18 protein-coding genes are annotated in these 23,982 nt (G+C 73.3%); 14 read left to right on the top strand and 4 right to left on the bottom strand.

What is annotated here, in order from left to right; all coding sequences use genetic code 11:
• The first annotated feature begins 520 nt into the window (after positions 1-520).
• The 4 genes from LN652_RS09930 (at position 521) to LN652_RS09915 (ending at position 7,790) form a co-directional block, all read left to right on the top strand.
• The gene (locus LN652_RS09930) at positions 521-5,890 is read left to right on the top strand and encodes an Ig-like domain-containing protein (RefSeq protein WP_230444501.1); all 5,370 of its coding nucleotides are present in this window, start codon (positions 521-523) and stop codon (positions 5,888-5,890) included.
• A gap of 68 nt (positions 5,891-5,958) precedes the next feature.
• Complete coding sequence (locus tag LN652_RS09925) at positions 5,959-6,432, top strand: FxLYD domain-containing protein (protein ID WP_230444500.1); 474 nt, start codon at positions 5,959-5,961, stop codon at positions 6,430-6,432.
• 90 nt (positions 6,433-6,522) lie between these two features.
• Complete coding sequence (locus tag LN652_RS09920; RefSeq protein ID WP_230444499.1) at positions 6,523-7,194, top strand: vitamin K epoxide reductase family protein; 672 nt, start codon at positions 6,523-6,525, stop codon at positions 7,192-7,194.
• A 179-nt stretch (positions 7,195-7,373) separates the two neighbouring features.
• Positions 7,374-7,790 (top strand): response regulator, encoded by a 417-nt coding sequence (locus LN652_RS09915; RefSeq protein ID WP_230444498.1) that lies wholly within the window; start codon positions 7,374-7,376, stop codon positions 7,788-7,790.
• 25 nt (positions 7,791-7,815) lie between these two features.
• On the opposite strand, the gene LN652_RS09910 is transcribed toward LN652_RS09915, so the two are convergent.
• The gene (locus tag LN652_RS09910) at positions 7,816-8,517 is read right to left on the bottom strand and encodes a Type 1 glutamine amidotransferase-like domain-containing protein (RefSeq protein WP_230444497.1); all 702 of its coding nucleotides are present in this window, start codon (positions 8,515-8,517) and stop codon (positions 7,816-7,818) included.
• A 171-nt stretch (positions 8,518-8,688) separates the two neighbouring features.
• Between LN652_RS09910 and LN652_RS21900 the strand changes: the two genes are divergently transcribed.
• The gene (locus LN652_RS21900) at positions 8,689-11,160 is read left to right on the top strand and encodes a malectin domain-containing carbohydrate-binding protein (RefSeq protein ID WP_268932248.1); all 2,472 of its coding nucleotides are present in this window, start codon (positions 8,689-8,691) and stop codon (positions 11,158-11,160) included.
• 50 nt (positions 11,161-11,210) lie between these two features.
• On the top strand, positions 11,211-11,837 hold the full coding sequence (locus tag LN652_RS09895) for a hypothetical protein (RefSeq protein WP_230444496.1): 627 nt from the start codon (positions 11,211-11,213) through the stop codon (positions 11,835-11,837).
• Positions 11,838-11,921: 84 nt separating this feature from the next.
• Here LN652_RS09895 and LN652_RS09890 read toward each other — a convergent pair whose 3' ends face one another.
• Both LN652_RS09890 and LN652_RS09885 read right to left on the bottom strand, forming a co-directional pair.
• Positions 11,922-12,149, bottom strand: coding sequence for a hypothetical protein (locus LN652_RS09890; RefSeq protein ID WP_230444495.1), 228 nt, complete (start codon positions 12,147-12,149; stop codon positions 11,922-11,924).
• Positions 12,150-12,318: 169 nt separating this feature from the next.
• Entirely contained in the window at positions 12,319-13,902 is a 1,584-nt protein-coding gene (locus tag LN652_RS09885; protein WP_230444494.1) for a dolichyl-phosphate-mannose--protein mannosyltransferase, read from the bottom strand.
• Between the two features lie 152 nt (positions 13,903-14,054).
• On the opposite strand from LN652_RS09885, the gene rsmI reads away from it, so the two are divergent.
• From rsmI to LN652_RS09840, 8 genes are all read left to right on the top strand, one after another.
• A complete protein-coding gene (gene rsmI, locus LN652_RS09880; RefSeq protein ID WP_230444493.1) occupies positions 14,055-14,888 on the top strand; it encodes a 16S rRNA (cytidine(1402)-2'-O)-methyltransferase in 834 nt (277 codons plus the stop codon).
• Entirely contained in the window at positions 14,875-15,768 is an 894-nt protein-coding gene (locus LN652_RS09875; protein ID WP_230444492.1) for a TatD family hydrolase, read from the top strand. Before rsmI ends, LN652_RS09875 begins: the two co-directional genes overlap by 14 nt.
• A 277-nt stretch (positions 15,769-16,045) precedes the next feature.
• Positions 16,046-17,176 carry a transglycosylase family protein gene (locus LN652_RS22030; protein ID WP_329958478.1) on the top strand — a complete coding sequence of 377 codons (1,131 nt, stop codon included), beginning with the start codon at positions 16,046-16,048 and terminating at the stop codon, positions 17,174-17,176.
• 80 nt (positions 17,177-17,256) lie between these two features.
• On the top strand, positions 17,257-18,165 hold the full coding sequence (rsmA, locus tag LN652_RS09860) for a 16S rRNA (adenine(1518)-N(6)/adenine(1519)-N(6))-dimethyltransferase RsmA (protein ID WP_230444491.1): 909 nt from the start codon (positions 17,257-17,259) through the stop codon (positions 18,163-18,165).
• A complete protein-coding gene (locus LN652_RS09855; protein WP_230444490.1) occupies positions 18,162-19,067 on the top strand; it encodes a 4-(cytidine 5'-diphospho)-2-C-methyl-D-erythritol kinase in 906 nt (301 codons plus the stop codon). The genes rsmA and LN652_RS09855 overlap by 4 nt, the downstream gene beginning before the upstream one ends.
• 177 nt (positions 19,068-19,244) lie before the next feature.
• Positions 19,245-19,742, top strand: coding sequence for a hypothetical protein (locus LN652_RS09850; protein WP_230444489.1), 498 nt, complete (start codon positions 19,245-19,247; stop codon positions 19,740-19,742).
• Between the two features lie 45 nt (positions 19,743-19,787).
• A complete protein-coding gene (locus LN652_RS09845; protein WP_230444488.1) occupies positions 19,788-21,332 on the top strand; it encodes a flotillin family protein in 1,545 nt (514 codons plus the stop codon).
• Between the two features lie 233 nt (positions 21,333-21,565).
• A complete protein-coding gene (locus LN652_RS09840) occupies positions 21,566-23,389 on the top strand; it encodes an ABC-F family ATP-binding cassette domain-containing protein (protein ID WP_230444487.1) in 1,824 nt (607 codons plus the stop codon).
• Between the two features lie 89 nt (positions 23,390-23,478).
• Here LN652_RS09840 and LN652_RS09835 read toward each other — a convergent pair whose 3' ends face one another.
• Complete coding sequence (locus LN652_RS09835; protein WP_230444486.1) at positions 23,479-23,964, bottom strand: MarR family winged helix-turn-helix transcriptional regulator; 486 nt, start codon at positions 23,962-23,964, stop codon at positions 23,479-23,481.
• Positions 23,965-23,982: the final 18 nt, after the last annotated feature.

Here is a 23,982-nt window from a genome sequence, read left to right as displayed (position 1 = left end):
TTCGGCCGTCGCGCACATGTCGCGATAGGCGTATCTTGCGGGGGTTGTTGAAAGCCTGACGTCAGCACTTACTCCGCACTTTGGGACGTAGAAACCTCGATCTCGGCCGATCCGAGTGGGTATCCTCGAACTCTCAAACCACCCCGATAACGGGTGTTTGTCCAGTTCAGCGGCTTGCAGCCCGGTCTCGAACCGAAATCGGACGAGGTCTCGGAGCGGCCGGATCTGCTTGAGAAGGTCAGGGGTTCGAATCCCCTCAGCTCCACCAAGACCGCTGGTCAGGGCCGTGCCCGCCATCCCGACGAGGGAGGCAGGCACGGCCCTTCCGCGTCTGCTCCGCTTCGCGGATCCGGCCGCGTCGTGTCGTGGGCCACTCCTGCCTCAAGAAGTTGGGATTTCACCCACATCGGAAACCGATCGCCCCTAGCCTTCACGCGGCGCGACGACCGCCACCGGGGGACGACCGTCGGTGAGGGCTGCCGTCGCGGCCACGTCGGTCCCCTCGTCCGGAAGTTGTCGCATGCCCTTCTCACGTCTCGTCCGCTCCGTCGTGGCGACCGCCCTGGCGGCCGCCGGCCTGCAGGTCGCTGCGCTCGGCGTCGCTCCGTCCGCCTCGGCCGCACCGCCGGCCGACTGCGTGAACGCGCTCTACCTGACCGCGAACTCCGGGGGTGGCCGCGTGCTGCGGCTCGACCTGGCGACCCAGACGCTCGGGACGACGTCGGTCTACACGCCGGTCACCGCCAGCGGCAACAACCCGAACCAGCTCGGCATCGGTCCGGACGGCAACCGTGCGATCAACACCGACCGGACGACCAACCAGATCGTCAACCGCAACCTCCTCACGGACACGACCCAGACCGCCGGTAGCGCGGCCATCGCCGGCCTCGGCATCGCCGGCGCGATCAACCCCGCCGACGGTCTCTACTACTTCGGCGGCTACTCCGGCGGCAACCTGGTCCTCCACTCCTACGACCCGGTCGCGAACACCGCCTCCGCGAACCCGGTCGCGACGATCTCGGTCCCGAACGCTCCCGCCAGCGGCACCAACGGCGACATCTCGTTCGACCCCTCCGGCAACCTCTACTTCGTCTCGTCCTCCACCAGTGACTTCGCGCTGTACTCCAAGGCGGGTCCCTCGCCCACGTCCGGGGCCGCGACCAGGCTCGCCGGTGACAGCGGGCTCGGTGGCGCAGCCGTCAACGGCATCGCCTTCGGCAGCGACGGCTTCCTCTACATCGGCCAGGCGCTGCAGGTCCGTCAGGTGAACCCGGTCACGGGCGCGCAGACCGGCACCACCGTCACCCTGCCCGCGGGCACGAGCAGCACGGACCTGGCATCCTGCGCGGCCGCGCCCACCAGCCTGACGGTCAAGGCGAGTGTCTCGGACCGCCATGCTGCGACCGACCAGTTCGTCGTGACGGCCGTCCGGCCGGCGGCTGACGGCACCTCGAGCTTCCCGGTCGGCACGACGGCAGGCGACGACGACGGCGTCCAGGACGACCCGGCCGAGGTGGCCGGCCCGGCCATCGTGTTCCCGGGCAACGAGTACACGTTCACCCAGACCGCGAGCGGCACGACCGACCTCGCGCGCTACACGACCACCTGGTCGTGCGCCGACGCCACCGGCACGGTCGTCGCCGACGGCACCGGCTCGAGCGGCACCTTCACGGCCCCCGGCGGCGGCGCCGGCGTCACGTGCGTCTTCACCAACACGCCGATCAACCCGGCCATCACGCTGGACAAGTCGGTCTCGCCCACCCGGTTCAACGCGGCCGGCGAGACGCTCACCTACACCTTCGCGATCAGCAACACCGGCAACGCCGCACTCTCGAACCTGACCCTCGACGACGGCATGAGCGGCCTCGGCACCCCGACCTGCACCCCGGTCGACCTCGGCGCGAGCCTCGCCGCGGGCCAGTCGACCACCTGCACCGCGACCTACACCACCACGCCGGCCGACGTGTCCGCAGCCGCGAACAAGTCCAACACGGCCACCGCCTCCGGCACCCCGCCCAACGGGCTCCCGACCGCCACCTCTCCGTCCTCGACGGCCACGGCGACCTTCGTCGGGCAGCCGGTCGCGACCGACGACAGCCGCAACACACGCTTCGACACCCCGGTGACGCTGCCGGGCAGCACCAACGACACCCCGGGCGACCCGGCCGGCAACGTCGTGCACGCCTCGACGGTCTTCACCTCGGCCGCCGCGACCAACGGTGGCAAGACCCTGGTCACGGCGCAGGGCACGTGGCAGGTCAACCCCGGCGGCACCGTCACCTTCACCCCTGCTCCCGGGTACGTCGGCACGACGCCGGCCGTGGAGTACCGCATCACCGACGGCGACGGCGGCACCGACACCGCCGACCTCGTGGTCACCGTGCGCAGCGGCCCGTCCGCCGCGCCGGACGAGGACACGACCCCGCAGGGGGTCCAGGTCGTGCTCGACCCCGCGGCGCTGACCAACGACACCCCCAGCCTCGCCGCTGACGGCACCGCCGGCAGCTTCGACCCCTCGAGCCTCGTCTTCACCGTCGGCGGCACGCCCGGTGGCGTGGTGAGCGACGGCGGCAAGACCCTCACCATCGCCGGTCAGGGCGTCTTCACGGTCGGCACGGGCGGCGCGGTCACCTTCGACCCCGAGCCCGCGTTCGTCGGCACGACGACCGCCGCGGCCTACACCGTCACCGACGACGCGGGCAACGAGACCGGCTCGACGATCCGCATCGTCGTCACGGACGTGGCCCCGGTGGCCGACGACGACTTCGGCAGCACGCCCTTCGACCAGCCCATCACCCTCGAGGGCATGACGGACGACGCCCCCGGTGACCCGGGCGTCGCACTGGTGCCCGCCTCGACCGTGTTCACCTCCGCTGCCGCGACCAACGGTGGCAAGACCCTGGTCACGGCGCAGGGCACCTGGCAGGTCAACCCCAGCGGCTCGGTCACCTTCACCCCGGCCGCCGGCTACGTCGGCACCACCCCGCTCGTCGAGTACCGGATCGCCGACCGCAACGGCACCACCGACGTCGCCGACCTCCGCGTCACCGTGCGCCCCGGCCCGCGGGCCCAGCCCGACAGCGACACCACTCCGCAGGGCCTCGCCGTCACCGTCGACCCGCTGACCAACGACACCCCCGGCCCCCTGGCCAACGGCGACGACGGCTCGTGGGTCGAGTCCTCGGTCCGGTTCCCGAGCAACGGCAACCCGGGCACGGTCTCCGGCAACGGCAGGACCCTGACGGTCCCCGGTGAGGGCGAGTACACGGTCGACCCGGTCACCGGTGAGATCACCTTCGACCCGGAGCCGCAGTTCACCGCCACGGCCACCCCGGTGACGTACGTCGTCACCGACAGCAACGGCAACGACGCGAGCTCCACCCTCACGATCACCGTGACCCCGGTGGTCCCGGTCGCGGAAGACGATTCGGACACCACGCCGTTCGACACCCCGGTGACGCTGCCGGCCGTGACGGACGACGCCCCCGGTCACCCGTCGATCCCGCTCGTCCCGGGTGGCACCGTGCTCACCTCCGCGCAAGCGACGAACAACGGCAAGACCCTGGTCACGACCGAGGGCACCTGGCAGGTCAACCCGAACGGCACCGTCACCTTCACCCCGGCCGACGGCTACACCGGCACGACCGCCCCGGTGGAGTACCGGATCGTCGACCAGAACGGGACCTCCGACGAGGCACTCCTGACCGTGCGCGTGGCCGCAGGTCCGCTCGCGGACCCCGACACCGACACGACGCTCCAGAACACGCCGATCACGGTCGACGTCGTCTCCGACGACACCCCGGGCGCGGGCGAGACGTTCGACCGCACGAGCGTCGTCTTCGAGGCGGGCCGCAACCCCGGCACGGTCTCGAACAACGGCACGACCCTGACCGTGCCCGACGAGGGCGTCTACACGATCGACCCGGTCACCGGGGACGTCACCTTCACGCCCGAGGCCGACTTCTCCGGGCCCGCCACCTCGGTGACCTACACGGTGACCGACAGCGCCGGCAACGACGCCTTCGCGACCCTGACGATCACCGTCACGGCGGTCGTCCCGGTGGCCAACGACGACTCCGCCAGCACGCCGTTCAACACCCCGGTGACGCTGCCGGCCGTGACGGACGACGACGCGGGCGACCCGTCCGCACCGCTCGTGCCGGGCGACACCGTCCTCACCTCCGCGCAGGCCACGAACAACGGCAAGACCCTGGTCACGGCCGAGGGCACGTGGCAGGTCAACGCCGACGGCTCGGTGACCTTCACGCCGGCCGCCGGCTACGTCGGCACGACGCCGGCCGTCGAGTACCGGATCACCGACGCGAACGGCACCACCGACGAGGCGCAGCTGGTCGTCACCGTCCGACCCGGCCCGCAGGCCGCGCAGGACGTCGACACCACCCCGCAGGGCGTCGCCGTCACCGTCGACCCGCTGACCAACGACACCCCCGGCCCCCTGGCCAACGGCGACGACGGCTCGTGGGTCGAGTCCTCGGTCCGGTTCCCGAGCAACGGCAACCCGGGCACGGTCTCCGGCAACGGCAGGACCCTGACGGTCCCCGGTGAGGGCGAGTACACGGTCGACCCGGTCACCGGTGAGGTCACCTTCGACCCGGAGCCGCAGTTCGCCGGCGTGGCCACCCCGGTGACGTACGTCGTCACCGACAGCAACGGCAACGACGCGAGCTCCACGATCACGATCACCGTGACCCCGGTGGTCAAGCTCGCCAACGACGACGCGGCAGGCACCCCGTTCAACACGGCGGTGACGCTGCCGGCCGTGACGGACGACGCCCCCGGCGCCGCCTCGGCACCGCTCGTCCCGGGCGCGACGGTGTTCACCTCCGCGCAGGCGACGAACAACGGCAAGACGCTCGTCACCGCCGAGGGCACGTGGCAGGTCAACGCCGACGGCACCGTGACCTTCACCCCGCGGAGCGGCTACCACGGCACGACCGCGCCCGTGGAGTACCGGATCGCCGACACCAACGGGACGACCGACACCGCCTTCCTGACGGTCACGGTGCGCCCCGCGCCGCAGGCCATCCCGGACACGGGCACCACCCCGCAGGACACCGACATCACCGTGTCGGTGCTCGGCAACGACACCCCGGGCCCCCGCGGTGACGGTTCCGCCGGATCCTTCGACCCGGCCACGCTGGTGTTCACCTCGCCGGCCGCGACCAACGGCGGTCGCACCCTGGTGGTGCCCGGCGAGGGGACCTACTCGATCGACCCGGCCACCGGGAGCGTCACCTTCGACCCGCTGCCCGGCTTCACCGGCCAGGCCACGCCCGTGGCGTACGCGGTGACCGACCGCAGCGGCGGCACGACCGGCTCGACCCTCACCATCACGGTGACGCCTGTCGCCCCGCAGGCGACCGACGACGAGGGTGACGCTTCACCGGACCGCACGTCGACCGCCCCGGGCGACCCGGTCACCGTCTCGGTGATCGACAACGACTCGGCCGCCCCCGGCGAGGAGCTCGACCCCGCGTCGGTCTGCCTCCTGCCCGGCACCGCGTCCGGCAAGGTCGCGAACGGCAGGTCGCAGCGCGCCGCGAGGTGCGTCAAGGGCCACACCGAGCCCGGTGTGGGGACCTGGACCGTCAACGAGGACGGCACGATCACCTTCACGCCCGCTGACGGCTACACCGGCACCGCGTCGATCGGCTACACGGTCGAGGACTCCGGCGGCAACGTCCACAGGTCCACGCTGACGGTCGACGTGAAGGGCGACCCGGACGTCGCGGACAACGAGGGCACCAGCGGCCCCGACCAGGTCCTGCCCGACACCGGTGGCCCGCAGCTCGCGCTGCTGGTCACGGCGTTCGGCCTGGTCCTCCTCGGCGGCATCCTGCTGCTGGCCCGTCGCCGCGTGACCCGCTGACGATCCACCTCCGGTCGGTCGGCGCCCGGGCGGGCGCCGACCGACCGCCCACGTCCCGGGAGGGATCGATGAACACCCCCACGCGTCGCCGAGCCGGGACGGGCGCGCGGCTCGCCGCGACGCTGGTCGCCGGCGCCGTGCTCGCGGGCTGCTCCGGCACCGACGAGCCGGACGAGCCCCGCCCGACCGGGTCCTCCTCCGCCCCCTCGACCGGCGGGTCCGCCCCCGTCTCGAGCACGCTCGTCGACCGTCAGGTGGCGCTCAGGCACCTGACGATCACCGGATGCCCCTCGGGCGAGGGTCGGCTCGAGGCCACGGGCTCGGTCCGCAACCGCGGCGACGACACCGCCGACTACGTCGTCACCGTGACCTGGCTCGACGAGGACGGCGCCACCCTCTCATCGGTGGAGACCACGGTCGAGGACGTCGCCCCGGCGACGAACGAGGAGTGGACCGCGTCTGCCGACCTCGACGAAGCGGCCGGAAGCTGCACCACCGCTGCGGCACGCGGCTCCCTGCCTGATCGGCCGGACGACACGTAGCGAGGGGCAGGAAGGGCTCGACGGCTCAGCGGCTTGTCCGGTGTGCGCCCCTCGTTACCATCGGGTGTCGTAGACGTCAGGGGAGAGAACGTGCGACAGCAGGGCAAGGCGGCGTTGGCCGCGCGGGACGTGGCCGACGACCTCGCCACCGACGTCGACGAGGGCGCTGGCCCGGTGCGGGGCGAGCGTGGGCTCGGCTGGGGGCTGGCGGGCGGTGGGCTCGTCGGGCTCCTCGCCGCTGCGGTCCTGCTGATCGAGCGGATCAAGCTGGCCGAGGACAGCGCGTACGTCCCGACCTGCAGCATCAACCCGGTCCTCAGCTGCGGCTCGGTGATGGACACGCCCCAGGCGGCGCTGCTGGGCTTCCCGAACCCGATCATCGGCGTCGCCGCCTTCCCGGTCGTCCTCGCCACCGGGATGGTCCTGCTGGCCGGCGGGCGGCTGGCGCGGTGGTACTGGCTCGGCCTCCAGGCGGGTGTCACGGCGGCGCTCGCCCTCGTCGCGTGGCTGGCGTTCCAGAGCATCTACCGCATCGGCGCGCTGTGCCCCTACTGCATGGTCGTGTGGGCGGTGGTGATCCCGCTCTTCTGGTACGTCACGCTCCGCAACGCCTCGGCCGGCGTGCTCGGGCGCAAGGCCGCGGGCAGCCGTGCGCTGGCCGTCGCGCGCGACTGGCACGCGTTGCTGCTGCTGGTGCCCTTCCTGCTGCTGCTGGCGCTGATCGGCGAACGGTTCTGGTCCTACTGGTCGACACTGCTGTGAGCCTCGAGCGGGTGACCACCTCGACTAGTCCGGATGGACTATGCCGCCACCCGGAGGTCCCATCTTTGGGCCGACCTCGCCCCGGGACGTGCTGCAGGGCCTAGCCTCGACACCGTTCTCGGGTGTCCCCTCACCACGGGACGCGGCAGGACGTCGACTGATCGAGAGCAGGTGCACAGGTGGCAGAGATCCTGGTGGTCGACGACGAGGACGACATCCGCGAGCTGGTCGCGATGTGCGTGCGCCGCGCCGGCCACACGGCCTGGACCTTCGACGACCCGCACGCCGCCCTGGACTTCGCCACCCGGCGCACCGAGATCGAGCTCGCGCTGCTCGACTGGAGCATGCCGTCGATGGACGGCGGCGAGCTGTGCGTCGAGCTGCGCGCGGTGCCCCACCTCGCTGCGATCCCGATCCTCGTGGTGACCGCCTACACCGACGAGGAGACCCGCGCGCGGGCGTTCGCGTCGGGCGCCTCGGGCTTCATCGCCAAGCCGTTCAGCCTCCAGGTCCTGCAGCAGTACGTCGCCACCGCCATGGCCGACCCGGCCCAGGACCTGCTCGCCCCGGACGAGCTGCCGACCAAGCCCGCCTGACCGGTCCCGGCCCTCCGGCCCACCGTCAGCTGTTCTCGTACTCCTCGGGGTAGACGTGGTCGGCCGGCACGTCCGCGAGCCGGTGCCACTCGCCCTCCGAGACCACCTCGACCCGGTCGCCGTCGACGACCACCGCGGACTGCTCGTCCAGGACGTACGCGGGGTTGCCGAGGCCGGCGGCCCACTCCCGCGCGGCCTCGAGGGTGCTGGTGGGGAAGAACCCGAGGTGCGGGAAGATCGAGAAGTCGACCAGCCCGAGCGTGGTGTCGGGCTCGTCGGGCCGCCACTCCACGAACCGCTGGCCGATGCGCGGCGCCATCACCATGCTGCCGGCGCTGACGCCGACCCACACGGTGTCCTCGAGGCGCGGCAGCACGTCCAGCAGCCCGGACTCGCGGATCCAGTGGGCGAGGTAGACCGCCTCGCCGCCGTCGACGAGGAGCACGTCGGCCGCCTCGACCCACGGCACCCAGCGGGCGGGGTCGATCGTGGGCAGCGCGGCCAGCTCGAGGACGCCCACGGAGGCCCAGCCGAGGCCGGTCATGGTGGGCGGCGTCCGGTCGGCCACGAACGCGTGCAGCGACTCGGGGCCGCACATCGGGTGGCCCCACTGCGCGGTCGGCACCGCGAGGGCGGACGACTCCTCGACGGGCTTGCCGAGCAGGTCGACGAGCGCGGAGCGGATGCTGGCGTTGGTGACGCCCCCCGAGGTCAGCAGCAGCTTCATCGCCCCATCGTGGCACGCGCGGCACCCCGGCAGGCGCGGCCGAGTACCTGAAATGGGTGGTGGTCGGGCAGGGAGGGCCGGGCGGGCAGGCGGCCTGCCTACGGTCATCCGGCGGGTCGTACGCGCCGGGCTCGCGCACCGACGTCTCGGCGCGGGAACCCGGGGAACCGCATGCGCGCCACCAGGACCACCGTCTGCGCGGGGCTGGCCGCCTCGTCGCTCGTCCTCGCCGGGATCGCCGCCGGCCCGGCCTCCGCGGTCAACGCCGACCACGGCGACCGCATCGTGTCGCGGACGCCCGCGGCGAGCACGCCGCACGTGATGAACGGCGCGGTCACCGGGATCACGCAGGTCGGCAACACCGTCGTGGTCGTCGGCACCTTCACCCGGGTCAGCCCCGCCGCCACCTTCGCCAACACCGGCGACGACCTGGTCCGCAACCGGGTCTTCGCCTTCGACGCCACCACCGGGGTGATCAACCCCGGGTTCAACCCCAACCTCGGTGGCTCGGCCAACTCGGTCACGACCGACGGCACCAGCGTCTGGGTGGGGGGTGCGTTCACGTCCGTCGGCGGCAACACCGCGATCAAGCGGGTGGTCAAGCTCTCCGCCTCCGGCGCGGTGGTGGGTGCGTTCCGCTCCGTGCCGAACCGGCCCGTCAACGAGGTCGTCTACAGCAACGGCCGGGTCTACCTCGGCGGGTCGTTCACGTCGGTGGCGTCCGGGACGACGTCGGCTCGGGCGGCGCTCGCGGCGGTCGACCCGACGACGGGTGCCACGCTTGCCGGGGTCAACGTGCCGTTCGCCGGCGTCTACGACCCCGCGAACGGTGGCGGCGGCACCACCAACATCACCCGCTTCGACGTCTCGCCCGACGGCTCCCGGCTCGCAGCGATCGGCAACTTCGCCACCGTCGGCGGCCTGCCGCGCGTCCAGGTCGCGCTGCTCGACACCAGCGGCCCGACGGCGACGGTCGCGTCGTGGGCGACCAACCGCTACGACCGGGCGCACAACAGCTGCGCGAGCGTCTTCGACACCTTCACCCGTGACGTCGACTTCTCCCCGGCCGGCGACTACTTCGTGGTCTCCGCGACCGGCGCGTTCGCCGGCGGCGCCGCCAGCGGCACCATGTGCGACACCGTCACCCGCTGGGACACCGCCAGCACCGGCAACGACCCGGTCTGGTCCGACTACACCGGCGGCGACACGACCTACGGCGTCGCCGTGACCGGCAGCGCCGTCTACGTCGGGGGCCACATGCGCTGGCAGAACAACCCGTTCCAGGGTGACCAGGCCGGCCCCGGCGCCGTCCCCCGCGAGGGCATCGCGGCGCTCGACCCCGTCAACGGCCTCCCGCTGTCGTGGAACCCCGGCCGGGCCCGGGGCGTCGGCGCGCAGGCGCTGTTCGCCACTGCGCAGGGCCTGTGGGTCGGCAGCGACACCACCCGCATCGGCGGCGTGACGCGCGGGCGGCTGGCGTTCATGCCGCTCGCCGGGGGCACCCAGGTCCCGGCCGTGGCGCCCGCCACCCTGCCCAACGACCTGTTCCTCGCCCAGCGGACCTCCGGCGCCGCGGCCGACGTGCTCTACCGCGTCGACGCGGCCGGTCCCGCCGTCCAGGCGGGGGACGGCGGCCCCGACTGGACCACGGCCGACGGCTTCGTCAGCGGCGGCAACGTCGCCGACTGGGGCGCCACCGTCCCCCGCGACGCGACCGTCCCGGCCGGGACGCCGGCCGACCTGTTCGCCGCGGAGCGGTGGGCGGAGCAGGACTGGAGCTTCCCGGTCCCGGCCGGCCGTCACCTGGTGGTGCGGCTCTACTTCGCGAACCAGTACGACGGCACCGCCCAGCCCGGGCAGCGCGTCTTCGACGTGCTGGTCGACGGCGTGACCCGGCTCGACGACTTCGACATCGCGGCGGCCGTCGGCCACAAGGTCGGGACCATGCGGTCGCTCGCGGTCACCAGCGACGCGGACGGCCTCGACATCGACCTGCGGGCCGTCGTGGAGAACCCGCTCGTCAACGCGATCGAGGTGCTCGACGCCGACGTCCCCGCGGGCAGCGGCTCCGCCGGAGCGCTGCTGCGCCGCGGGGTCGACGCCTCCGCCACCCCGACCGGGGTCGCGACGACCGCCAACACGTCCCTGGACTGGTCGACCGTGCGGGGCGCCTTCTGGGTCAACGGCACGCTGTTCTACGGCCTGCCCGACGGCCGGCTCTACCGGCGCACCTTCAACGCCACCACGGGCGCGACCGGCGCCCAGCAGGTCGTGAACCTCTACGACGACCCCGACACCGGCGAGCGGATCCCGTTCGCGATCTCCAACCTCACCGGCATGGCCTACGACCCCGGCACCCACCGGATCTACTACACGCTCTTCGGCGACAGCCGCCTGCACTACCGCTACTTCACCCCGGAGAGCTCCGTGGTGGGCGCCGAGGACTTCATCGGCGACAACGGCGGCGTCGACCTGTCCCGGGTCGCCGGGATGACGCTGGCCGGCGGCCGGCTGCTCTACGGCTCCTCGGCCGACGGGGCGCTCCGGTCCGCGCCGTTCGCCGGCGGCCGGGTCACCGGGGCACCGGTGGTGACGAGCAACGACGGCAGCTGGCGCCACCGCGCGATGTTCGTCGCCCGCTGAGCACCGCGGTGCGCCCGCCGCGACGGCGGGCGCACCGATACGGTCGGGGGGTGAGCGACCACCAACCGATCCACGTGGTGAGCACGTCCGCGTCCGCCCCGGACGTCGACCGGCTGCGTGCGCGCCTGGGCCGGGACGTCCTGGTCCTCACCGCCCCGACCGCGGAGGCGCGGCGGGTCGTGGAGCCGCTGGTGCGGGGACGCGGCGGCATCACCACACGACCCGAGGTCGCCCTGGCGCCGGTGCGGTTCCCGGACGTGGACCGCGGCCACCGCCTCGACGACCTGGTCCGCGCCCACGCCGTCCACGACCGGTTCCGCGACGTGGTGGTGGTGGCCGACCCCGCGACGGTGACGCTGCTGCTCCGGGTGCTCGCCCCCGACCAGCTCCCGGAGGAGGGCCCGGTCACGCGGGTCGGCCTGCCGCGCGGCGAGCGGCCCGTCCCGTTCGTCCCGACGCTGGTCGCAGGCGTCGCGCTCGCCGTCGTCTTCGGCCTGCTCGGCACGGCCCTGGCCTGGTGGGTGGCGCCGCTGCTGGCCGTCGTCGCCGGGCTGGTCCTGCTGGTGGTGCCGGGTCAGCGCACCACCGGCCTCACGGTGCTGGCCGCGACCGGGATCGCGGCCGTCGTCGACTTCCTGGCCATCGCGGGGTCGGCCCGCTTCCCCGGCAGCTGGTGAGCCCGGGCGCGCGCGGGCGCCCGTGAGTCCCGCCCGGGCTGGATCGGGCGGGACGCGCGGGTGCACGGGTCCGGGGTGCGGGCCTCAGCCCTTGCGCGGACCGAACAGCAGGGAGCTCACCGAGCGGCGCGGCCGGGGGAGCGGCGGGGCGGGGAACCACGCGTCGACCTTGCGGCCGTTGGGGTTGAAGCCCTCGTGGAAGACGTAGTTGAGGCCGCACTCGCAGACCCAGCGCTCGCCGGTCTCGTAGGTGCCGTCCGCGCGCGGCGCGGCGTCGGTCTCCAGGCAGATGTGCAGCAAGGTGGAGCCCATCGCAAACCCTCCCCAGGAGTCGTGTGACGACCAGTGATCCGGTGCCACCGGTGGTGGCTCGGACCATCGTGGGGCCGGAAACGGGGCCGGACGAGCGTCGAGAGCAAAGTTTCCGTCGATCTTGACGAAACCTGAGAAATCGGCGCCCGGGTGGGCTAGCGGGGTGGTGTCAGATCCAGCGCCGGAACCAGATCCGGGCGTCCCACTCGGACTTGGTGAGCAGCACGTCGGTCCAGATCGGCCAGAACCACGCGAACGCCACGATCGTCAGCACCGTCACGGTCCCGGCCGCCACGACGCCGAGCGTGCGTCGTGGTCCGGGCACCTCGGAGGTGCCCACGAGGTGGCCCATCGCGAGCGCGAGCGAGAGCACGAGGAACGGCAGGCAGGCGATGGCGTAGAAGACGAAGATCGGGCGGTCGTCGTAGAGGAACCACGGCAGCCAGGTCGTGGCCAGCCCGACGACCGCGACGCCGTGGCGCCAATCGCGTGCGCCGATCCACAGCACCAGCGACGCCACCATCGCCAGGCAGCCGGCCCACCACACCACCGGGTTGCCGAGCAGCAGCACCTGGCGGATGCAGCTCGAGCCGCTGGGCGCCTCGCACCCCTGCGAGCCCGGCTGGATGTCGGTCTGCGCGTCGACGCCGACGGGACGTCCCATGACCAGCCAGGTCGAGGGCTTCGAGGCGTACACGTGGGTCGAGTCGTTCAGGAAGTGGCTGTGGAAGGTGTAGACGTCGTGGTGGTAGTACCAGAGCGAGCGCAGCGACTGGGTGACCTCGCCGAGCCCGCTCGCGTCGGGCTCGGTCGCGGTCGGCCACTGCTCCCCGCCGTCGTACGTCGTGTACTGCGTGTTGCTGAGCGCCTGCTCGTAGGCGTCGGCGTGCATGAGCCAGCCGGTCCACGACGCGACGTAGGTCGCGAACGCGACCCCGACGAGCGCGAGGAACGCCGGCACGCCGTCGAGCACCACCGAGCGCAGCAGCGGCCGGCGCTGGCCGAAGGCGCGGCGCGCGCCCGCGCTCCAGATCCACGCCAGCAGGCCGAACGCGGCCAGCGGGTAGATCGCCGACCACTTGGTGCCGCAGGCGAGACCGAAGGACAGCCCGCCGAGCAGCAGCCAGGGGCGCCACCACGACTGCCACCAGCGGCCGGTGCGCCCGGCCGCCAGCCGGTCGCGCAGCCACTGCCGGTCCGCGACCACGCAGTGCACGCCGCACAGCACGAAGAACGCCAGGAAGATGTCGAGCAGCGCCAGCCGCGACAGCACCAGCTGGAGGCCGTCGAGGGAGAGCAGCAGCCCCGCGACCAGGCCGAGCGTGGTCGAGCCGCTCACCCTGCGCACGAAGCGGCACATCACCAGCACCATCAGCGCCCCGACGACGGCGGACGCCGTGCGCCAGCCGGTGGGGTCCATCCCGACGACCTTGATGCCGGCCGCGATCAGCCACTTGCCGACCTCGGGGTGGACGACCATCGAGGGCCCGTCCTGCCAGAGGCCGGTCACCTGGCCGTTGAGGATCGTCTTGTCGGCGTCCTCGACGTAGGTGCGGACGTAGCCGAACTGCAGCAGCGACCACGCGTCCTTGGCGTAGTAGGTCTCGTCGAAGGAGAACTGGTGCGGCGTCCCGAGGTGCCAGCGGCGCAGGAAGAACGCGAGCGCGGCCAGGCAGATCGCCCCGACCCACCCGGTCACCGGGTCCTCCGACCGCCAGCGTGGGCGGTTGCGCTCCGCGGCGGTCGGGATCACGCGGGCACTCTAGCCACTGCCCCCGAGAGTCCCCGGATATCCGGGGAGACTCGTGCTTGGCACCCGAGATCCTGGGTGCGAAGCACGAAAGTCACCGGATATCCGGGGACTCTCGTGTCGGGGCGCAGGGCCACGGCTGCGATGATCGACCCATGGCTGGCGTCCTGGTCCTCGCGGGCACCCCGATCGGGCAGGCGGGCGACGCCCCGCCCCGCCTCGCCGCCGAGCTGTCCGGCGCCGACGTGGTCGCGGCGGAGGACACCCGGCGGCTCAAGCGGCTGTGCGCCGACCTCCAGATCACCCTCGGCGGGCGCGTGGTGTCCTACTTCGAGGGCAACGAGCAGGCGCGCACGCCGGTGCTGCTCGAGGCGCTCCTCGCCGGCGAGCGGGTCGTGCTGGTGACCGACGCGGGCATGCCGAGCGTGTCCGACCCCGGCTACCGACTGGTCGCCGCCGCCGTGGAGCGCGACGTGCGGGTCACCGCGGTCCCCGGACCGAGCGCGGTGCTGACCGCGCTCGCGGTCAGCGGGCTGCCGGTCGACCGGTTCTGCTTCGAGGGCTTCCTGCCGCGCAAGGCGGGGGAGCGGGCCCGCCGACTCGCCGCGCTGGCCACCGAGGAGCGCACGATGGTGTTCTTCGAGGCGCCGCACCGCACCGAGGCGGCGCTGGCGGCGATGGCCGAGGCGCTGGGCGACGACCGCCCCGCCGCGGTGTGCCGCGAGCTCACCAAGACCCACGAGGAGGTCCGCCGAGGCCCGCTCGGCGAGCTGGCCGCCTGGGCCGGCGAGGGCGTACGCGGCGAGGTGACCGTCGTGGTCCAGGGCTCCAGCGGCGGTGGTCCGGCCGTCGCCACCGACCCCGGCTCGCTGCGGGCCGCCGTCGCCGACCTCGAGGCCACCGGGTCCAGCCGCAAGGAGGCGATCGCCGAGGTCGCCCGCCGCGCCGGGCTGCCCAAGCGGGAGGTCTACGACGTTGTCCACCGCTGAGCCGACGCGTGCTCGCGCCGCCACCGAGGAGAAGTCCGGGTCCCGCCGCGACCGCGAGCGCCCGCCCGCACCCGAGCCGCTGCCGCACCCGGTCGTCGACAACCACTGCCACCTCGACATCGCCGACGGCGACTGGCTCGCCACGCAGGACGCGATCGCCGCTGCCGCCGCGGTCGGAGTGCCGCGGATCGTGCAGATCGGCTGCGACCTCCCCGGCGCCCGCTGGGCCGTCGCCGCGGCCGCGGAGCACGCCGCCCTCGTCGCGGGCGTCGCACTGCACCCCAACGAGGCGCCGCGGCTCGCCGCCACCGGCGACCTCGACGCCGCGCTCGCGGAGATCGAGGACCTCGCCCGGTCCCACGACAAGGTCCGGGCGATCGGCGAGACCGGCCTCGACGCCTTCCGCACCGGCGAGGACGGCCGGGCCGCGCAGGAGGAGAGCTTCCGCCGCCACGTCGACCTCGCCAAGCGGCTCGACAAGACGCTGGTCATCCACGACCGCGACGCCCACGACGACGTGCTGCGCGTCATCGACTCCGAGGGCGCGCCCGAGCGGTGGGTGATGCACTGCTTCTCCGGCGACGCCGCCTTCGCGCGGGCCTGCCTCGACCGCGGCGCCCACCTCAGCTTCGCCGGCACCGTCACCTTCAAGAACGCCCAGCCGCTGCGCGACGCGCTGGCGATCACCCCGCTCGACCGGGTCCTCGTCGAGACGGACGCGCCCTACCTGACGCCCACGCCGTGGCGCGGACGGCCCAACGCGTCCTACCTCGTGCCGGTGACGGTGCGGGCCATGGCGGAGGTGCTCGACGCCGACCTGGAGGCGCTCTGCCGGGCCATCGACACCAACACCGAGACCGCCTTCGGGGGTCCCTGGTAGGGCCGCGGTGCGGGGCGGTGACAGGTTCTTCCGTGACCCGGATCTCGCACCAATTTCCGCGTTCGAGTTTGCGGACCCGCCCGTCGTCGTTATCGTCTTGTGATTGTTGGCCGGGATCGGGAGTGTTTCCGGCAGCACGAGGACCGGATCGGGCCGGTCCTGCGAGACCCCCGCTCGCACCGTCGTACGGCCTCACCCCTGCACCACCGTGGCCGGCACGCTCGTGGCTGGGGTGTGCTGCCACCCGAGGCCCGGGGAGTACGACGTTCGGAGAATCGTGCGCTCTCGTCTCGCGCAGCTCAGCAGGTCCAGGACCGCCCTCGTCGCCGCGTCCGCCGTGGTCGTGGCGGCCGTCGGCGGCACCACCGTCGGCTACGCGGCCCTCAGCAAGGACGTGACCCTCAGCCTCGACGGCCGGACCACCCAGGTGAGCGCCATCGGCGACACCGTGGGCGACGTCCTCGCCGCCGAGGGCATCGAGATCACCGACAAGGACCTGGTCGCCCCCGCGATGGACGAGTCGGTCACCGACGGGTCCGCCATCGCCGTCCAGTTCGGGCGCCCGCTCGAGCTGTCCGTCGACGGCGACGAGGCGACGTACTGGGTCAACTCGACCAACGTCGCCAGTGCGCTCGGCGAGATCGGCCGCCGCTTCGACGGCGCCGACCTCTCCGCGAGCCGCAGCGCGTCCATCGGGCGCAGCGGCCTCCAGCTCGAGGTCGTCACGCCCAAGGTCGTCAGCATCAAGGTCGGCGCCAAGGAGCTGAAGAAGCGCCAGGTCGCCGCCCTCACCGTCGCCGACGTGCTCGACTCGATGGGCGTCGAGGTCGACGGCCGCGACAAGGTGAAGCCCTCGCTCGACACCGAGATCGCCGACGGCGACGACATCGTCGTCACCGACATCCGCATCGCCACCAGGAAGGTGGCGCGCGAGGTCGTCGAGGCGCCCGTCGTCGAGCGCGAGGACCCCTCGATGTTCGAGGGTGACGAGCAGGTCGTGCGCGCGGGCAGGGACGGCGTGCGCGACGTGACCTACCGGCTGCGCTTCGTCAACGGCGAGCTGGTGGCCCGCAAGGTCGTCCGCGCCGACGTCAGGGTCAAGCCGGTCGCGCAGGTCGTGATGGTCGGCACCAAGGAGCAGCCGACCTCCAACTTCGCCGACGGCGGCACCGTGTGGGACTCGCTCGCGAAGTGCGAGTCCGGCGGCAACTGGGCCATCAACACCGGCAACGGCTACTACGGCGGCCTGCAGTTCAACCTCGGCACCTGGCGGGCCTACGGCGGCACCGGCTATCCCCACCAGGCCTCCCGCGAGACCCAGATCGCCGTCGCCACGCGCCTGCGTGACGCGACCGGCGGCTACGGCTCCTGGCCCGGCTGCGCGGCCAAGCTCGGCCTGCCCCGCTGACGCAGCGGCGGTCCGTCGGTCGAGGAGGGCGCGCAGCGCCCGTCACGAGACCCGCGAGCGCAGACGACTAGGGTGACCGCATGACCACGAACCCGGCCGGCCCGAGGCTCCTCGGGCCGGCCGAGGTGCGTCAGCTGGCCGCGGAGCTCGACCTGCGGCCGACCAAGCAGCGCGGCCAGAACTTCGTCATCGACGCCAACACGGTGCGCCGGATCGTGCGCGAGTCGGCGATCACCGGCGACGACGTCGTGGTCGAGGTCGGCCCCGGCCTGGGGTCGCTGACCCTGGCCCTGCTGGAGGTCGCCCGTCGCGTCATCGCGATCGAGGTCGACCCGCTGCTGGCCGAGCGGCTGCCTGCCACCATCGAGGCGTACGCCCCCGGGCAGGCCGACCGGTTCGAGGTCGTGCTGGCCGACGCGATGCGCGTCGAGGAGCTGCCCGGACCGGCGCCGACCGCGCTCGTCGCGAACCTGCCCTACAACGTCTCGGTGCCGGTGCTCATCCACCTGCTCACCCTGCTGCCGTCGCTCGAGCGCGGGCTGGTCATGGTGCAGGCCGAGGTGGCCGACCGGCTGGCCGCGCCGCCCGGCTCGAAGACCTACGGCGTGCCGAGCGTGAAGGCGGCCTGGTTCGCCGACGTGCGCCGCGCCGGCGCGATCGGCCGCAACGTGTTCTGGCCGGCGCCCAACGTCGACTCCGGCCTGGTCGCCTGGACCCGCCGCGAGCCGCCCGTGACCACCGCGTCCCGCGCTCAGGTCTTCGCGGTCGTCGACGCCGCCTTCGCCCAGCGCCGCAAGCAGGTGCGCGCGGCGCTCCGCGGCCTGGCCGGCTCGGCCGAGGTCGCCACCGCCGCCCTCGAGGCCGCCGGCGTGGACCCGACGGCGCGCGGCGAGGTGCTGACCGTCGAGGACTTCGCCCGGATCGCCGAGGCGCTGTTCCCGCTGCTCGAGGAGGGCGCGCCGCGCCCGGGCTCCCCGGGAGCCCCGTGAGCGTCACCGTGCGCGCCGCCGCGAAGATCAACCTCCACCTCGGGGTCGGACGTGTCCGCGACGACGGCTTCCACCCGCTCGACACCGTCTACCAGGCGATCGGGCTCCACGACGACCTCACGCTCGCCCCTGCCGACGGGTTGTCGGTCGTCACGCGGGTCGCGGACCACATCGACCCGACGGCCGTGCCGGACGGCGACGACAACGTCGTGGTCCGCGCCGCGCGGCTCCTCGCGCGCCGCGCGGGTCGGCCGGCGTCCGGCGCCTTCGAGGTCCACAAGGACATCCCGGTGGCCGGTGGCATGGCGGGCGGGTCGGCCGACGCGGCGGCCGCCCTGGTCGCGTACGACCGCCTCCACGGGCTGCGCACCTCCGACGACGACCTGCTCGCCGTCGCGGCCGAGCTGGGCAGCGACATCCCGTTCAGCCTCGTCGGCGGCACGGCGCGCGGGGTCGGGCGCGGCGAGATCGTGACGCCCGTCGAGGACGCGGGCACGTGGTGGTGGGTCGCGGTTCCGTCCACCGAGGGGTTGTCGACCCCGGCCGTCTACCGGCACTTCGACGCGCTCCACCCCGACGCCCCGGAGACGCCGGCCTCGGCCGAGCCGCTGCTGGCAGCGCTCGCCAGCGGGGAGCCCGTACGCCTCGCCCGGGCGCTGCACAACGACCTGCAGGAGCCCGCGATCGACCTGCGGCCCGAGCTCGGCGACCTGATCGCCCGCGGCGAGGCCGAGGGAGCGCTGCGCGGCCTGGTCAGCGGGTCCGGCCCGACCGTGGTGTTCCTCTGCGACTCCGCCGCGGGCGCGCGGGAGACCGCGCTCGGCCTCGCCGGTGCCGGCGAGCGCGTCGTCCTCACCGCGACCGGCCCGGTCGCGGGCGCCCACGTCGTCACCACCGTCTGACCGGGCACTTCCTCGCGCTGGGACCCGCCGACCGGGCACTTCCTCGCGCTGGGACGCACCGACCGGGCACTTCCTCGCGCTGGGACGCACCGACCGGGCATGAACCGCGCCGGACGGGGAAGCATCCCGCTATGTTGTGCGCGACATCCGCGCCACGCGGGTGACTGGGGGAGGATCGTGACCGCGTTCTTGGTGGTCGGCGCGCTCGGCGTCGTGCTGCTCGTCGTGGCGCTCGTCGTCGGCGACGTGCTCGACGGTGCGTTCGAAGGGCTCAGCGCCGGCTTCTTCTCGACCGAGGCCCTCGCCGGCTTCCTCGGCGCGCTCGGCTTCGGCGGTGCGATCGCCCTCGACGCGACCGGGTCGACGTCCCTGGCGGTCGTCATCGGGCTGGTGCTCGGCGTCCTGCTCGGCGCCCTCGCCGCGAAGGCCTCGCGCTTCCTGCACGGCGACGGGGAGGGCGACGCCGTCCGCACGTCCGACCTGCTCGAGAAGATGGGATCGGTGGTGAGCGCCATCCCGGAGGACGGCTTCGGTGTCGTTCAGCTCAGCGTCGGTGGTCACCTCACCCGCCTCAACGCCCGCTCCAGCGCCGCCGTCCCCGCCGGCACCCGCGTCAGCGTCACCCGCGTGATCTCCCCGACCGCCGTCGAGGTCGAGCCGCTCTTCCTGCCCTGAACCCCCACCGCCCAGGCCCACCGCCCACCTCTAGGAGCACCGTCCATGTTCGGTCTGTCCCCGGTCGTCACCTCCGTGATCGGCCTCGTCGTCCTGCTGGTGCTGATCGCACTGCTGGTCACCACGCGCTACAAGGTGGCCGGTCCCAACGAGTCGTTCATCGTCACCGGCCGCAAGGGCAAGGGCGAGGTGCGCAACCCGGAGACCGGCGAGATCTCCACCGACCTCTCCGGCCAGAAGGTCGTCATGGGCGGCGGCGTCTTCGTGATCCCGTTCGTGCAGCGCCTCGCCACCCTCGACCTGTCGTCGCGCCGGATCTCGGTGCAGATCCGCGGCGCCGTGTCCGGCCAGGGCATCAAGCTCAACCTCGACGGCGTCGCCCTCGTCAAGGTCGGCGGCAACGAGGACTCGATCCGCGCGGCCGGCCAGCGCTTCCTCAGCCAGCAGGCCGAGATCGAGACCTTCACCCAGGAGGTGCTCGCCGGCGCGCTGCGCTCGATCGTGGGCTCGATGTCGGTCGAGCAGATCATCCGCGACCGCGCCGCCTTCGCCCAGCGGGTCGCCGAGGAGTCGGAGTCGTCGCTGACCGGCCAGGGCCTGGTGCTCGACACGTTCCAGATCCAGGACATCACCGACGACGGCTCCTACCTCGCCGACCTCGGCCGCCCGGAGGCCGCCAAGCTCAACCAGCTCGCGTCGATCGCCGAGGCCAACGCCCGCCAGGCCGCCGAGCAGGCCCGCATCGCCGCCGAGCAGGAGATCGCCGTCACCCAGCGCGCGCTCGCCCTGAAGAACGCCGAGATCAAGGCCGAGACCGACGCCGCCAACGCGCAGGCCGCGGCCGCCGGCCCGCTCGCCCAGGCCGACCGCGACCAGGCCGTCCTGCTCGAGCAGGAGAAGGTCGCCGTCCGGCAGGCCGCGCTCAAGGAGCGCCAGCTCGACACCGAGGTCCGCAAGCCCGCCGACGCCGAGCGCTACCGCGTCGAGACCGAGGCGCAGGGTCGTCGCAGCTCCGCCATCCTCGAGGCGGAGGCCCGCAAGGCCGCGTCGATCGCCAACGCCGAGGCGGAGGCCGAGAAGGCCCGTCTGACCGGTGAGGGCGAGAAGTCCCGCCGCTCCGCGCTCGCCGAGGCCGAGGCCATCGAGGGCGCCAAGCGTGGTGAGGCCGAGAAGGCCCGCCGTGTCGCGGAGGCCGACGCCGTACGCGCCGAGGGTGAGGCGCAGGCCGCCGCGACCCTCGCCGCCGGGCAGGCCGAGGCCGAGGCGATGGACAAGAAGGCCGCCGCCTTCGCCGGCTACAACGAGGCCGCGGTGCTGCAGATGCTCATAGAGGTGATGCCGAAGGTGGCCGCCGAGCTCGCCCGCCCGATGGCCGGCATCGACAAGCTCACCGTCATCTCCGCCGACGGTGCCGGCGAGCTGCCCCGGCAGGTCACCAACAACCTGGTGCAGACGATGGAGCTGCTCAAGGCGACGACCGGCCTCGACGTCGAGCAGCTGATCCAGAAGTACGCCCGCACCGACGACGCCGCGCCCAGCCTCGGCACCACCTCGCCCGCCCCCGCCGACGGCGGGCAGCCGATCAGCTGAGCGCCGGTCGCCGCCCGCCCGTCCGAGCGGTGCCCCACCCACACTCCCGGCCGCGGGAACGTGGGTGGGACACCGCTCGTCGGCATGTCGGTCGGGACGCGCCGGAGCGGCGGTGCGCCACCCACACTCCTGCTCTCGAGAACGTGGGTGGGACACCGCCCGGGCGTCGCGGTGGACGCACGGCGTACGCCGATCCGCGCCCGCTGGGGCGCACCTGAGAGGATCGGCCGGTCATGGCGAACCTCATCAACCTCGAGCGCGTCTCGAAGTCCTACGGCGTGCGGCCGCTGCTCGACGACGTGTCGCTCGGCATCTCCCTCGGCGAGCGCGTCGGCATCGTCGGGCGCAACGGCGACGGCAAGACCACCCTGCTCGAGGTGATGACCGGGATCGAGGAGCCCGACGGCGGGCGGGTGTCGCGGACCCGTGGGGTCGAGATCGGCTACCTCCACCAGGGCGACGAGCTCGTCGACAGCCACACCGTGCGCGAGGCGGTGCTCGGCGGGCGCCAGGACCACGAGTGGGCCGCCGACCCGACCACCCGGCAGGTCGTCGAGGAGCTGCTCGCCGGCGTCACGCTCGACCGCGCCGTCGTCGGCCTGTCCGGCGGCGAGCGCAGGCGCTGCGCGCTGGCGGCGCTGCTGCTCTCGCGCCACGACCTGATCATCCTGGACGAGCCCACCAACCACCTCGACGTCGAGGCGGTCGCGTGGCTCGCCTCCCACCTCGTCGGGCTGCCGAGCGCGCTCATCGTCGTCACCCACGACCGCTGGTTCCTCGACGAGGTCTGCCAGACCACGTGGGAGGTCCACGACGGCGCGGTCGACGCCTACGAGGGCGGCTACGCGGCGTACGTCCTCGCGAAGGCCGAGCGCCAGCGGCAGGCCGCCGCCTCCGAGACCCGCCGGCTGAACCTCGCCCGCAAGGAGCTCGCCTGGCTGCGGCGCGGCCCGCCGGCGCGTACGTCCAAGCCGAAGTTCCGCATCGACGCGGCCAACGCCCTCATCGACGACGTGCCGCCGCCGCGCGACCGGATGGAGCTCCAGCGCTTCGCCAGCCAGCGGCTCGGCAAGGACGTGATCGACATCGAGGACGTCGACCTCAGCCGTGGCGAGCGGAAGCTCCTCGACCACGCCACCTGGCGGATCGGTCCGGGCGACCGGATCGGCATCGTCGGGGTCAACGGGGCCGGCAAGACGTCGCTGCTCTCGCTGATCGCGGGCACCCTGCCGCCGCAGGTGGGCCGGGTCAGGCACGGCCGGACGATCGCCATGCAGCACCTGACGCAGGCGCTCGACGAGATCGACCCCGAGGCGCGGGTGCTGCCGACGGTCGAGTCGATCCGGCGCGTCACGAAGACGCTGGACGGCCAGGAGATCACCGCGACGTCGATGCTCGAGCGCTTCGGCTTCACCGGCGACCGGCTGACCGCCCGCCTCGGCGACCTGTCCGGCGGCGAGCGGCGACGCTTCCAGCTGCTCAAGCTGCTGCTGACCGAGCCCAACGTGCTGCTGCTCGACGAGCCCACCAACGACCTCGACATCGACACCCTCAACGTCCTCGAGGACTTCCTCGACTCGTGGCCGGGCACGCTCATCGTGGTCAGCCACGACCGGTACTTCCTCGAGCGGGTCACCGACTCGGTGTGGGCCCTGCTCGGCGACGGCCAGGTCTCGATGCTGCCGCGCGGCGTCGACGAGTACCTCGAGCGGCGCGCCGCCCAGCAGTCGCGCGAGCAGGAAGCCGCGAGGAACGAGGTCGCGGCGAGCGCGGCGCGACCCGCGAAGCCCGCCCCCGACGCCGACGCCGACGCCGCCACGCTCGCCAAGTCGCGTCCCGGCAGCGCCGAGGACCGCGCGGCCCGCAAGGTGCTGGCGCGGGTGGAGAAGCAGCTCGAGCGGATCGCCGCGCGTGAGGCGGAGCTGCACGCCGAGATGGAGGCCAACCTCACCGACTACGCCCTGCTCGCGCGCGTCGGCGACCAGCTCGGCGAGCTCGCGGCGGAGAAGGAGGAGCTGGAGCTGGAGTGGCTCGAGGCCTCCGAGGTCGTCGAGTAGACGCGCGGACCGAACCCGTGCAGCACCCCTCGCCGCGGGCGTGGGCGCCGCGCGGCCGCGGGACTTCTGTCCGCGCGTCTGCGCAGGGCTCAGCTGAAGGGCGCGAGCAGCGAGCGCAGGAGGCCGGCGAGCCGGGCGCGGTCGGCGTCCGGGAGGTCGGCGAGGAGGTCGGCCTCGGCGCGCAGCAGCGCCTCGAACGCGCCGTCGACGGCCGCCTTGCCCTCGATGGTCAACCGCACGAGCACGCCGCGGCGGTCCTTGGGGTCTGGCAACCGCTCGACGAGGCCACGCGCGGCCAGCCGGTCGACCCGGTTGGTCATCGTGCCGCTGGTCACCAGCGTCTCGCGCAGCAGCCGGCCGGGGGAGAGCTCGTAGGGCGCTCCCGCCCGCCGCAGCGCGGCCAGGACGTCGAACTCCCACGACTCGATGCCGTGCGCGGTGAAGGCGTCGCGGCGCGCGAGGTCGAGGTGTCGGGCGAGCCGGCTGATGCGGGAGAACACCTCGACGGGCGCGAGGTCCAGGTCGCCGCGTTCGCGGCCCCAGGCCTCGACCAGGTCGTCCACCTCGTCTCGCATGACGACATCCTGCCAGAT

The organism is Nocardioides okcheonensis, from assembly GCF_020991065.1.
Classification (GTDB): domain Bacteria; phylum Actinomycetota; class Actinomycetes; order Propionibacteriales; family Nocardioidaceae; genus Nocardioides; species Nocardioides okcheonensis.
This window is presented reverse-complemented; position numbering and strand designations above follow the sequence as displayed.

Excerpts from the sequence above, each read along its gene's own strand:
- rsmI (WP_230444493.1), top strand. The coding sequence starts at position 14,055 with ATGGCTGGCGTCCTGGTCCTCGCGGGCACCCCGATCGGGCAGGCGGGC.
- LN652_RS21900 (WP_268932248.1), top strand. The coding sequence starts at position 8,689 with ATGCGCGCCACCAGGACCACCGTCTGCGCGGGGCTGGCCGCCTCGTCG.
- LN652_RS09840 (WP_230444487.1), top strand. The coding sequence starts at position 21,566 with ATGGCGAACCTCATCAACCTCGAGCGCGTCTCGAAGTCCTACGGCGTG.
- LN652_RS09890 (WP_230444495.1), bottom strand. The coding sequence starts at position 12,149 with ATGGGCTCCACCTTGCTGCACATCTGCCTGGAGACCGACGCCGCGCCG.
- LN652_RS09835 (WP_230444486.1), bottom strand. The coding sequence starts at position 23,964 with ATGCGAGACGAGGTGGACGACCTGGTCGAGGCCTGGGGCCGCGAACGC.
- LN652_RS09925 (WP_230444500.1), top strand. The coding sequence starts at position 5,959 with ATGAACACCCCCACGCGTCGCCGAGCCGGGACGGGCGCGCGGCTCGCC.
- LN652_RS09910 (WP_230444497.1), bottom strand. The coding sequence starts at position 8,517 with ATGAAGCTGCTGCTGACCTCGGGGGGCGTCACCAACGCCAGCATCCGC.
- LN652_RS09930 (WP_230444501.1), top strand. The coding sequence starts at position 521 with ATGCCCTTCTCACGTCTCGTCCGCTCCGTCGTGGCGACCGCCCTGGCG.
- LN652_RS09845 (WP_230444488.1), top strand. The coding sequence starts at position 19,788 with ATGTTCGGTCTGTCCCCGGTCGTCACCTCCGTGATCGGCCTCGTCGTC.
- rsmA (WP_230444491.1), top strand. The coding sequence starts at position 17,257 with ATGACCACGAACCCGGCCGGCCCGAGGCTCCTCGGGCCGGCCGAGGTG.